Annotated in this window: 10 protein-coding genes; all 10 read left to right on the forward strand. The window is 42.7% G+C overall.

Annotation, left to right across the window (positions count from 1 at the left end; all coding sequences use genetic code 11):
- Positions 1 to 153 precede the first annotated feature (153 nt).
- The 10 genes from queC to QL898_RS00640 all read left to right on the forward strand — a co-directional run bounded on the left by queC (position 154) and on the right by QL898_RS00640 (position 12,064).
- The gene (queC, locus tag QL898_RS00595) at positions 154 to 930 is read left to right on the forward strand and encodes a 7-cyano-7-deazaguanine synthase QueC (protein ID WP_101205716.1); all 777 of its coding nucleotides are present in this window, start codon (positions 154 to 156) and stop codon (positions 928 to 930) included.
- A gap of 344 nt (positions 931 to 1,274) precedes the next feature.
- On the forward strand, positions 1,275 to 1,604 hold the full coding sequence (locus QL898_RS00600) for a hypothetical protein (RefSeq protein ID WP_057760815.1): 330 nt from the start codon (positions 1,275 to 1,277) through the stop codon (positions 1,602 to 1,604).
- A gap of 175 nt (positions 1,605 to 1,779) precedes the next feature.
- Positions 1,780 to 2,277, forward strand: a complete 498-nt coding sequence (locus tag QL898_RS00605) for a peroxiredoxin (RefSeq protein ID WP_057760817.1) — start codon at positions 1,780 to 1,782, stop codon at positions 2,275 to 2,277.
- 145 nt (positions 2,278 to 2,422) lie between these two features.
- Entirely contained in the window at positions 2,423 to 3,913 is a 1,491-nt protein-coding gene (locus QL898_RS00610) for a dihydrolipoyl dehydrogenase (protein ID WP_290175452.1), read from the forward strand.
- 160 nt (positions 3,914 to 4,073) lie between these two features.
- The gene (locus tag QL898_RS00615) at positions 4,074 to 5,258 is read left to right on the forward strand and encodes a mechanosensitive ion channel family protein (protein WP_290175453.1); all 1,185 of its coding nucleotides are present in this window, start codon (positions 4,074 to 4,076) and stop codon (positions 5,256 to 5,258) included.
- Positions 5,259 to 5,408: 150 nt separating this feature from the next.
- A complete protein-coding gene (gene rlmKL, locus QL898_RS00620; RefSeq protein WP_290175454.1) occupies positions 5,409 to 7,715 on the forward strand; it encodes a bifunctional 23S rRNA (guanine(2069)-N(7))-methyltransferase RlmK/23S rRNA (guanine(2445)-N(2))-methyltransferase RlmL in 2,307 nt (768 codons plus the stop codon).
- A 279-nt stretch (positions 7,716 to 7,994) separates the two neighbouring features.
- Positions 7,995 to 8,570 carry a TerD family protein gene (locus QL898_RS00625; protein ID WP_057760825.1) on the forward strand — a complete coding sequence of 192 codons (576 nt, stop codon included), beginning with the start codon at positions 7,995 to 7,997 and terminating at the stop codon, positions 8,568 to 8,570.
- A 227-nt stretch (positions 8,571 to 8,797) separates the two neighbouring features.
- A complete protein-coding gene (locus QL898_RS00630) occupies positions 8,798 to 9,865 on the forward strand; it encodes a DUF475 domain-containing protein (RefSeq protein WP_057760827.1) in 1,068 nt (355 codons plus the stop codon).
- A gap of 248 nt (positions 9,866 to 10,113) precedes the next feature.
- Complete coding sequence (locus QL898_RS00635; RefSeq protein WP_290175455.1) at positions 10,114 to 11,034, forward strand: glutaminase; 921 nt, start codon at positions 10,114 to 10,116, stop codon at positions 11,032 to 11,034.
- 454 nt (positions 11,035 to 11,488) lie between these two features.
- Positions 11,489 to 12,064: a TerD family protein gene (locus QL898_RS00640; RefSeq protein ID WP_057760832.1), complete on the forward strand. Its 576-nt coding sequence runs from the start codon at positions 11,489 to 11,491 to the stop codon at positions 12,062 to 12,064.
- Positions 12,065 to 12,249: the final 185 nt, after the last annotated feature.

Genomic DNA, 12,249 nt, shown 5'->3' on the forward strand with positions numbered 1-12,249 from the left:
AAAAGATGACAGTAATACCGACTTTATTTTATTGCAGTGCTATGTGAACTAGCTTTGGCAGCTTAGTGACGGGTGATTGGTCGCTTCGTGGTTCTGTAGTAGACGTATTTTTGCTAAAATAGCCGTTTTCGTAAACCAATAATAGATACCACTATGACTAACGTTACTTTGCAAAACACCCCCAATCAAGTATCAGACGCTGATTTAGCTGCTCTTACCAAAAGCCAAAATGCGGTTGTCCTTTTATCTGGCGGTCTCGATTCGGTGACTTGCTTATATTGGGCAAAAGCGCGCTATGCATCAGTGACAGCAGTCAGCTTTAACTATGGTCAACGTCATAATAGCGAACTTGTCGCCGCAAAGACCATCGCTGAGACAGCAGGCGTCAATCATAGAATCATCGATATTGATATCGCACAACTGGGTGGCTCTTCATTGACAGACCACAGTATGATCGTGCCGGATGGTGATTCGGACAAATTCCCTAGCAAAAAACGCGACGAAATCGATAACGACGCTATCCCAAATACCTATGTGCCTGCGCGCAATACTATTTTCTTATCATACGCGTTAGCAGTCGCCGAAGTCGCTGATGCCAATCATATTGTCATCGGTGTCAGCTCAGTTGACTATTCTGGCTATCCTGATTGTCGCCCAGAGTATATAGCTGCCTTTGAACATATGGCCAACCTTGCGACAAAAGCAGGCGTTACTGGTCATCGCTTATCGATTCAAACGCCATTGCAGCAATTGTCAAAAGCACAAACTATCGAGCTTGGTCTATCATTAGGTGTCGATTACGGACAGACGATTTCTTGTTATCGTGCAGATGCCAACGGTCTTGCTTGCGGCGTTTGTGATAGCTGCGCATTACGTCGTCAGGGCTTCGCCCAAGCTGGCGTCACCGACCCTACTCATTATCAGTCTTAATTAATTTTAGTCAGTCCTATATAAGTTGGGTACGGTACAAGGCGCGCTTAGTCTACTACTTGTATTACGTCTACTCGCCTATCTTGTACCCAAAACATATTAAGACAACTATGTATTAACGCTAAATGCTGCGCGGAATGACCATACCTATCAACATTCGTGCAACATTCGCTTGCATTAACACAGCACGTCGTTCTTGTATTCTAATCGACATACTTGCTATCGTATGAACGATTATATTTATCGAAAGATGTACACGACGATATCGGTCACTCATATATTGATGAGTTGACTTTGCATTGAGCAAAAGATAAAAAATTGACGCTACCCGTAAGAGGAAATTTATGAAGTTGTTGCCAGTACTACCCCTAGCCTTAGCGGCCCTGTTTGCCATGCCACAAGCCAACGCTGCTGACATTAAGCAAGACAATATTAATTCATGTGTCAATGGCGCAGTCAAATACAAAGTCGCTGACAAAAGCAACGCAACCAAACTATGTAACTGTACTATTGGCGTGCGCAGCAACATGACTATCGGTCAAATGTGGGAAATCGAAAGCTACGCACAAGATAAGAAAGACCCTTCTAATCTGCCATATGTGAAAGCGATGCAAAAAGATTTGCAGCAGTGCACCGTTGGCTTGGATTTGAAGAAGCCACAAAAACCTGCTTAACTTCTAATCGTTTGATGTACAAAAGACTGGCCATTGCCAGTCTTTTTTGTTGCCAATGAATGGGCAAAGTGTAAAACTGATTATTTATTTCTACTAATCTGCCTATAATAAGAACACTATAAATAGAACCATCATTAAACCAATACACATAACTAAAACTAATAAGGATTTTATAATGGCCAAGCCAACGACAGAAACCATTCACCTACCTGATTTTCCAGTAACCATAGTACGCAAGCTTGCTGGCAACTTTATTCATGATGAAATCAATCTAAAAGAAATGGTCGCCAATACCGATAAAGGCCTTATTCTCTATTTTTATCCCAAAGACAATACGCCAGGCTGCACCACACAGGCAACAGATTTTACTTCGTACCTTCATGACTTCGATGAGCTGGGCTACGACATTATTGGCGTCTCTCGTGATAGTGTTGAATCTCATGAAAAATTTATCGACAAATATGACTTGCAGATTCCACTCATCAGTGACGCTGATGAAAAACTATGCCAGTATTTTGACGTTATCAAAGAAAAAAATATGTACGGCAAAGTTACGCTAGGCCTTGTACGTTCGGCATTTGTATTCAATAAAAACAGTGAACTGACTCATGCCCAGCGTAACCTACGTGCCAAAGACTATACCAGTCGCTTACTGACTATATTGGCGCCATAATTCCTGGTTATGTAATTAGGTCAGTATTATTGACGTTATAGTTAAATCAGCATTGATCATAAGAACCATAAAAACCGAATAAAAAAATATAAGCCAAGCATTCAATCTATTACTGAATATAACCTTGCCCCTATTAGAGAATAATATGAATAAACAATCTGACACGACTACCGACGATACGTCGAAAGAAGTCACGCGCAAAGTATCTGTCGCTATTATTGGTGCGGGTACCGCAGGTCAAAACGCTTTTCGCCAAGCAAGTAAAATCAAAGATGACGTGGTCATTATTAATGAAGGATTTTGGACCACGACCTGTATTGCGGTCGGCTGTATGCCTAGTAAGCTGTTAATTGCAGCTGCGGATCGCGCACATGACGCCAACCATTCTGATGAATTTGGTATCCATGCGTCCGCGAAAATCGATGGCAAACGAGTCATGGAGCGTGTGCGTGACGAACGCAGTCATTTTGCCAGCTACATCAAAAGACAAGTAGACAGCTGGCCTGACCATAAGAAAATCGACGGTCGTGCTCGTATCAATGAACAAGGGCTAATCGAGGTCAGTGGTGAGCTAATTGCTGCTGAGCAAATCATTGTCGCCACCGGTAGCTCGCCGTTTATTCCTGATGGGTGGGCGGATAAGCTTGGTGATACCATGCTCACGTCTGATAGTGTCTTTGAGCTTGAAGATTTGCCAAAAACGATGGCTGTCGTCGGTGCTGGTGCTATCGGTCTAGAGCTTGCGCAAGCGTTTACACGTTTAGGTGTAGAAGTCACGCTGCTAAACCGTGCCACACAAGTGGCTGGTCTAAAAGATGATGATATTAATAACAAGGCCATGGATTGCTTAAGTCATGAATTAACCATGCATCTAGGCAGCGAAATTACCGATGTAGGCACAAAAGCAGATGAAGGTAATAAAAGTGCATTTATCGAGTATGAAGATAGTGCTAGTGAGTCTCAGCAATGGCAAGGTGAGTACGTCTTAGTTGCTACTGGTCGTCGCAACAATATTAAGCAGCTAGGTGTCGAAAACTTAGGTGTTGAGCTAGACGATAAGAACCGTCCAAAAGATTTAAGTAAAAAAACAGGTCAGATTGGCGACTTAAACGTCTATATCGTTGGTGATGCCAATGCTAATATTCCGTTATTGCATGTGGCCAGCGATGAAGGCTATAGTGCAGGTAGCATGGTCTGCGAAAATACAGAAGCGGCCTATATTCGCCCACCTGCGACGCCGTTTTCTATCGTATTTTGCTCACCGCAAATCGTCAATGTTGGTATGTCGCTACCAGAGATTCAAAAAGATTCAGAACTCGAATTTGTTATCGGTAGCGTAAGCTTTGATAATCAAGGACGTAGCCGTGTAATGGGTGTCAACTGCGGTTTGCTACATATCTATGGCTGCAAAAAGACAGATAGAATTTTAGGCGCCAGTATGGTCGGTCCTGATGCTGAATATATCGGTCATATACTTGCTACAGCGATTACCAATGATTTGAGTATTAAAGATATGCTCGACACCCCTTTTTATCATCCGACGATACTAGAGGGACTACGTACGGCGTTACGTGATGTGCAGTATAAAATGGAGATACCTTTCCAATCTCTAGATGCCCAAACGGATAATTCTTAATCGACCCTTTAGCTAAGTCCTCAAGTTAGCAATGCTTTCAATTTGGTAGTAATTAGTTTTAAGCTTTACTTTATTTGATTGCTTTGACAACTTGAGGTAATTTATAAATATATATTCGTTTAAAACTTTTTGTACAAATACATCCTGCATGGACGAAAAAATGCCAATCGCTAGTGTTACCGACTTTTTTGAAGAGATCATTCGCGACTTACATACTAGCCTATATCTTGCTCTCGGCGGCTCTATAGATGAAGAGTCACTTAATTGGTCCTCTCAAGCAGTAGAACTGGCGAGCACTGGCATCAAAATCCTAATACTGCTTGCGGTATTGGGATTTTTTTATTGGTTGGCCAACTATATCCTTAGACAAAGCCGTGCCAAAATTCGATTAAATGAGCGCCGCACCAAGATTGTCCGTTCAGTTTTGCGCTATGTCTGGATTGTCGCCAGTCTGATAGCGATTATGAGTCAGATAAACTTTGAGCCAGAAACCATCAAAGCCACCGCGAAGGCAAGCACTTGGGCAGGTATCTATTACGTACTTTGGGCATCATCAGGACAAATCATTCACAGAGTCCTGCAGCATTATGGTCTCAATGCTTCCATAGAGCAGCTACTCAAAAATATTTTATCTGTACTACTATTGGTACTCGGGCTTGCCAGCGTCATGGCTCAATTTGGCTTTGACATCGTATCGTTAGTGGCGGGTTTGGGTATTGTTGGTTTGGCGGTTGGTTTCGCCGCTCAGTCTACCCTTGCTAATTTTATCGCTGGTATCACCATTCTGCTTGAGCAGTCTTTTCAAGTCGGTGATTGGATTCATATCAATGATAATGAAGGGCGGGTGGTACTCATCGCGTTACGCACCACTCATATTCTCACTCGAGACAATATCACTGTCATTATCCCGAACTCCAATGTTGCCTCATCAGAAGTCATCAACCTGACTTCCAAGAACTTTATCCGTTTTGATATTCGTGTACGTATCGCGTTCGAAGATGATATTGAGACAGCTCGCAAGGAAATCTTGCAAGTACTCAGCGATACCGATGCGGTGCTTAATCGTCCTGAGACTTCAGCGACTGTGGCAGAAATTGGTGAGTACGGGGTGTTCTTTATCGTACGCTTTTGGGTCAAACCAGCAGCCGTTGCCCGCATACCCAAAATCAAAGAAGTGCTGCAAGAAGAGATTAAAGTCGCATTTGATGCGGCTAACATCTCTACGCCCTATCCGCATATGCGATTGCTGATGCCAAAAGATGTCGACTACCCTATTGCAACCAAACCCTTTGCGACCACCACTCAAATCGTTCCAGAGGAATTACCATTGACGAAGGGTAAGTAAAGAATTTATTGTCACGTATTTAACTATCACATCTTAAAATCTTAAACACGGCTACTTTGAACCATCCTACTGTGAATTATGGTAAAATTGCCGGTTACACCGATTATCTTATTATTTGCTTTTTTGTCAATTTAGCCCACAGGTACCCGTATGACCGAACAAACCGCGCCCGCATCTCTAACAGCAGCTTCACCAGAGTTGTCGCTTGATCTTATTATTACCTGTGCCGATGGGCTTGAGGCACCACTGCAGACTGAGCTAACCAGCTTTGGCATTGACAGCGAAATCAAAAGTACCGGCCGTCTAGCTGTTACTGGTGGCTTACGTGAGCTATATACTATCTGCCTATGGTCACGCGTGGCCTCGCGGGTATTGATGCTGATTAAACGTAAAAACATCAATGCAGAATACGATGTCGCAGAGCAGCTATATGGCTTGGCAAAATCGGTCAACTGGACTGAGCAATTTAGCTTGGAGCAAACCTTTGCTATTCGTCTGTCTGTCGATAAGCGTGTCGCTGTCAGTCAGCAATTTGCCATGCTACGTATCAAAGATGCGATTGCCGATACCTTTAACGAAGTTTACGACAGCCGTCCTAACGTCGACAGCAAAAACCCAGACTTCTCTGTTTTTGCAACTATCAATGACAAGCAAGCTGAGTTATATTTAGATTTATCAGGTACCAGTTTGCATCGCCGTGGTTACCGTGTGGCCATGACAGAAGCACCACTAAAAGAAAACTTAGCAGCTGCCCTACTCTATAGTGCTGGTTGGCACAAGAAAAACGAAGCTGGCGATGCACCTTTCTATAATGCGTTAATCGACCCAATGTGCGGCTCTGGAACTTTCCTTATTGAAGCGCTATTGATGCATTGCGACTATGCCGTGGGTATCGACAAAGCGGCCAATCAATTTGGCTTTTACCAGTGGCAGCATCATGATGAGACGCTATGGCAAGAGATGATCGATGATGCTCAAACACGTTTCCGCGAAGCATTAGAGATTGCCAACGAGCAGCCTGATACGTTGCCACTTATGCTAGGCTTTGATGCTGATAGTGGTGCGATTCTTGCCACAGAAAAGAACTTAATTGCCGCAGGTCTACAGGACATTTTACCGCTACTCGATATCGAACATCGTGCGCTTGACCAACTCAGCAACGTGCTCAAGCCATTGGTTAATGATGGTCGATTGAGCAATCCTTTGGTCATTACCAACCCACCATATGGTGAGCGTTTGGGTGATGAGGAAATGATTAAGCCGTTGTATCAAGCGATTGGGCTGATATTGCAAGACAGCTTTGCTGGTAGTGGCATTGACCCGATGCTTGGCATATTGGCCTCTCATGTTGAACAAGTAGATATTCTACCGATTAAAGAACCAAAAACCTTACGCTGTCATAATGGTGCTATCACCGTCTATTTCCGCTACGGAACGCTTATCGCTGGGCAAACGGGCAATCTTGTTAGTCGTTTTGAGAAACGCGAGATCGAAGTAGAAGATGGTCAAGACTTTATTAATCGTCTGCAAAAAAACCTTGCTAAACTCAAGAAACTGGCCAAAAAAGACAATGTAAGCAACGTTCGTGTTTACGATGCTGATTTACCTGATTTCAAAGTCGCGATCGACTTATACGGTGATTATGCGCATGTGCAAGAATATGCGCCGCCAAAGACCATCCCACCTGAAACTGCAAAGAAACGCTTTAACTTGGCATTGATGGGTATCCGTGAAGTCTTTGATATTAACCGTGAACAGATCTTTATCAAAACGCGTGCTCGTCAGTCTGGTAACGATCAGTACAGCAAGCAGAACACCACAGAAAAACGTGGCAAGTTTCATGTTGCGCGCGAAGATGGTGCCTACCTGTATGTCAACTTTACAGATTATTTAGATACTGGTCTGTTTATCGATCACCGTAATATGCGTGCTCGTATCAAAGATAACAGTCGCGGTAAAGCAGTACTTAACCTGTTCGCTTATACTTGTACCGCAAGTGTGCATGCAGCGCTTGCTGGTGCGAAAAAAGTCACTAGCGTCGATTTGTCACAGAACTATCTAGATTGGGGCAAACAAAACTTTGTCTTGAACGGTTTGGACGTTAGCCGCAATAAATACCAATTCGTTGCTGCCGATATCTTTGAGTGGATTAAAGACAATACCGAACAGTTCGATGTTATCTTTATTGATCCGCCGACTTTCTCAAACTCTAAAAAATTCCAAGGTACTTTTGATGTGCAACGTGATCATGCTGCATTGATTAATCGTGCGATGAACCGTCTAACCTCTGATGGTGTCTTGTACTTTTCTAACAACTTTACGCGTTTTGAGTTAGATGAGCAGTTGACTCAGCGTTATGACATCATTGATATCACGCAAAAAACCATTGGCTTTGATTTCAATATCAAAAAGCCGATTCATCAAAGCTTTGAGATTCGTCATCGTCAAAGTCTATAATTCGAAGTTTTAAATTTAAAGCTTAGAATCTAAAGTCCGTAAACAGGATTTTGATAAATAAGACTATAGATTTATAAGGGCAATATAAGTACCTGAAACTTCTGTTTTTTGCCGAATGTATATGAAATATAACAATGGCCCAATCAGCTTTGATTGGGCCATTTTTTGTTGCTATGATAGAGCGTTACTAGGCGATAGATTTGCGCAGTTATTGCGTAAGCATCGCCTTTTTTCGATGACCTTATAAAACCACTAACGTCTAATAAAAAGGATAACACCATGGCTTTATCACTTAATAAAGGCGGTAATTTATCGCTAACGAAAACTGACCCAAATTTAACCAAGCTACTTATCGGTCTTGGCTGGGATGAGCGCGCCACCTCTGGTGCTGAGTTCGATCTCGATGCTAGCGTTTTTTTGCTAAATGGCGCGGGTAAAGTACGCGGTGATCACGACTTTATCTTTTACAATCAGCTGAAGTCTGACAATGGCGCTGTTGAGCATACTGGTGACAACCGTACTGGCGAAGGCGACGGTGATGATGAAGTTATCAAAGTAAATCTCACTCAAGTACCTGCAGATGTAGATAAAGTAGTCGTGACAGTGACTATTCATGACGCGGCTGCGCGTAGCCAGAACTTTGGTCAGGTCGCAAACGCCTTTATCCGTGTTGTCAATGAAGAAACAGGCACTGAAGTCGTACGTTTTGATCTAGCAGAAGACTACTCTGTAGAGACAGCGATGGTGTTTGGCGAAGTATATCGTCACAACGGCGAATGGAAATTCCGTGCTGTTGGTCAAGGCTATTCGGGCGGCTTGCAAGCGATGTGTCAGCAATACGGTGTTGATATCTAAAACCATTATTTACTGGTATTTAGTCAGTTATTAGTCACCGTCATCACGTCCAAAATAGCAAACCGCCATCGTTGCAAATAGTCACAATTTTTAATGGCCAAATGACTAGTAATGCTTTACGTTTCGTTTAAAATTATGCATAAAAAGTGGTTAGTAATAACCGCTTTTTTGCGGTTCATGCCTATACTAGGTAGACCTTAGCTTTACGCAACCATACAGGATGTGTCATGAGACATTTTTATTTAGACTTTATCTTTACCGCAATTGCTTTGGCAATAGCAGCATGGTGGGGATATTCACATGGCGGTATGGGTGGCATGATAGCCACTCTTTCTATTACCGCTATTTTGGCCGTCATGGAGATTTCATTATCTTTTGATAATGCGGTGGTCAATGCTTCAGTCCTCAAGGGCTGGGACGAATTTTGGAAAAAGATATTTTTAACCGTTGGTATCCTAATCGCCGTATTCGGTATGCGATTGGTCTTCCCTATTGTCATCGTCGCGGTTACTGCCGACCTTGGTATGATGGAAGTCATCAACTTGGCTTTATATAGCCCTGAAGAGTACTCAGCAAGACTGATGGCGCACCATGCAGAAATCTCAGCATTTGGTGGTATCTTCTTACTATTGGTATTCTTGAATTTTATTTTTGATGACAAAGAAGTACATTGGTTTGACTGGCTTGAGAGCCGTTTAGCCAAGCTAGGTAAAGTCGATGCCATGAGCGTATTTGTAGCGCTTATCGTCTTGATGATTGCGGTATCGTGGGCTAATGCAGAGCAGTCAAGCGCTGTCCTAATCGCAGGTGTTTGGGGTATCTTGGTTTATCTGGGCGTACAGGTTGTATCAGGTATGCTCGAGGGCGATCTGGAAGAAGACCTAGAAAACGAAGAAAATGGTTCGGGCGCTGCGGCAACCAGTGCCATTATGAAGGGCGGTATCATTGGTTTCTTATACTTAGAAGTCCTAGATGCTTCATTCAGTTTCGATGGTGTGATTGGCGCATTTGCAATCACCAATGACGTGATTGTTATTATGTTAGGTCTTGCGATTGGTGCGATGTTCGTACGTTCGATGACTATCTTCTTGGTAGACAAAGGCACGCTTGACGAGTTCATCTATCTTGAGCATGGCGCACATTATGCAATCGGCGCATTGGCACTGATTATGCTATTGTCAGTGAAGTTCCACGTGCCAGAGATTATCACTGGTCTGATTGGTATTGCCTTTATTGGTTGGGCGCTGCTAGCGTCACTTCAGCATCGTAAAGCTGAGAAAGCCAGCTTAAACTAAGGCATGTTCTCAGTGTAATCTGTATCTAGTTATACATCTAAGCAGGTCATATCATCAGGTATGGCCTGTTTTTTTGTCATACTGTTTTTGCCACCCTATCAGGTCATATCAAAGCCCCAACATATCGAAATAACCAATAATTGAGACAATCAATGGTTAAAATTACGTTTGCCCTGTTACTATTACCCTATCTTCAGTTAAAATCCTCATCCTTAAATAAATTGTCGAAAAAAGACCCTATAAACGATATGCAAAAAATTCTTGATGATATTGCCGCAGAGATGGCAAGAGAAACTGACCGCGGCAAAGTAGCAGATTATATCCCGCAATTGGCTCATGTCGATCCGAACCAGTTCGGTATAGCTGTAGCGACTCCTGATGGGCATATGTATGCAGCAGGTGATGCAAGCACTCTGTTTTCCATCCAAAGTATCTCTAAAATATTTACCTTGACCATTGGTCTTGGCAAGCTAGGCGATACACTTTGGACACACGTCGGACGCGAACCATCTGGCGATCCTTTTAATTCAATTGTGATGCTCGAGCATGAGTCTGGCCGCCCACGTAATCCTTTTATCAATGCTGGGGCAATCGCAGTTGTCGACGCCATCATGATGGGACATGAGCCAAAAGAAACACTGGGTGAAATCCTGCAGTTTGTTCACCTCATTGCAGATGATGAGTCAATTCGCTTTGATCATAAAGTAGCGGCTTCTGAGATGGCGCACAAGGACCGAAATGCCTCTCTGGCGCACTTTATGAAATCCTTTGGTCGTTTAAGACACGATGTGGATAATGTATTAGGTACGTATTTTCATCAGTGCTCAATTGCAATGAACTGCCAACAGTTGGCCAGTGCTGGTCTGTACTTAGTGTCTAATGGAGTTGATAAGCACTCAGGAGTACGCGTAATCAATGAAAAACGAGCACGCCGTATTAACTCGTTGATGATGATGTGTGGTCATTATGATGGTTCTGGCGAATTTGCTTACCGCGTGGGTTTGCCAGGCAAAAGCGGCGTTGGTGGCGGTATTTTGACGATAGCACCTGGTAAAGGTTCTATCGCGGTTTGGTCACCAGGGCTTGATCATGTAGGTAACTCTAAGCTTGGACTAAAAGCACTAGAGCGCTTCGTACAAAAAACTGGCTGGTCAGTTTTTGCAGAATAAGAGATACATGTATATTTATCTAAATAGGTTTTTTATATAATGCCATACTCTCATACTAGCTGCGAAGCATACCTAAGCCATGAGTTGGTTTATTATAAGCACATATAGTCAGTCGGTGCTTTTTAAAGCGATTGTTTTATCTAAGCTATCTTTGTGCTAAATCCCTTTTGTATGAAACATTACTTTTCATAACAATATCTTAACGACTATTGCTAAGTTGATTAGAAATTATCAAAGATACAGAAGTATTATGTCCCTTAGTAAACATATAGTAAGTGCACAAAATACGCCTTGCTTAGTGAGCAAACGCTTAGTATAGTAAAACCTAATGATATGCAGGGCATAGCGTACAGGTAAGTTTTTATTATTTGCTCTGAGGTATCAGTCACTGCACAACTTTTAGTTTATTTTTTATCAATCAATCCACTTAACTATTAATCCAAAGGATATTTGTATGGCTATTAGCTTAACAAAAGGCGGCAACGTAAACTTATCAAAAGAAGCGCCAGGTTTAACTAACATTACAGTCGGTCTAGGCTGGGATCCACGTGCCACTGACGGCCAAGAGTTTGATTTAGATGCAATCGGTTTTTTGATTAACGAAGCAGGCAAAGTCCGTAACGACCAAGATTTTATCTTTTTCAACAACCTAAAATCAGACAACGGCGCTGTTGAGCATACTGGTGATAACCGTACTGGCGAAGGCGATGGCGATGATGAGAAAATCAAAATCAATCTTGCGAGCATTCCAGCTGACGTCAACAAAGTAGCTATCTGTGCCATCATCTATGAAGGCCAAGCACGTAACCAAAACTTCGGTCAAGTTGGTGATGCTTATATCCGCGTTGTAAACGACAATGGTGAGTCTGAAATCGCTCGTTACGACCTATCAGAAGACGGCAGCACTGAAACAGCGATGATTTTCGGTGAATTATATCGTCACAGCGGTGATTGGAAATTCCGTGCGGTTGGTCAAGGCTTCAGCGGTGGTCTTGGACCATTAGCAGCCTCTTATGGCGTAAATGTTTAACGTTAAAACCAACGTAAACGTTTAGCAAGCCAATTATCATAATCAGACGTCTGGTTATGATCTAATGAGCCATCAAGTGTGCCCCTTTAACGCATTTGATGGCTTTAAATTTAATTGGCTTATCATTAAAATCTATAGAGCACATAAAAGCACACGCACACATCAAGAGCATTTAACAAAGATAT

Source organism: Psychrobacter sp. APC 3279, from assembly GCF_030407795.1.
Classification (GTDB): Bacteria; Pseudomonadota; Gammaproteobacteria; order Pseudomonadales; family Moraxellaceae; genus Psychrobacter.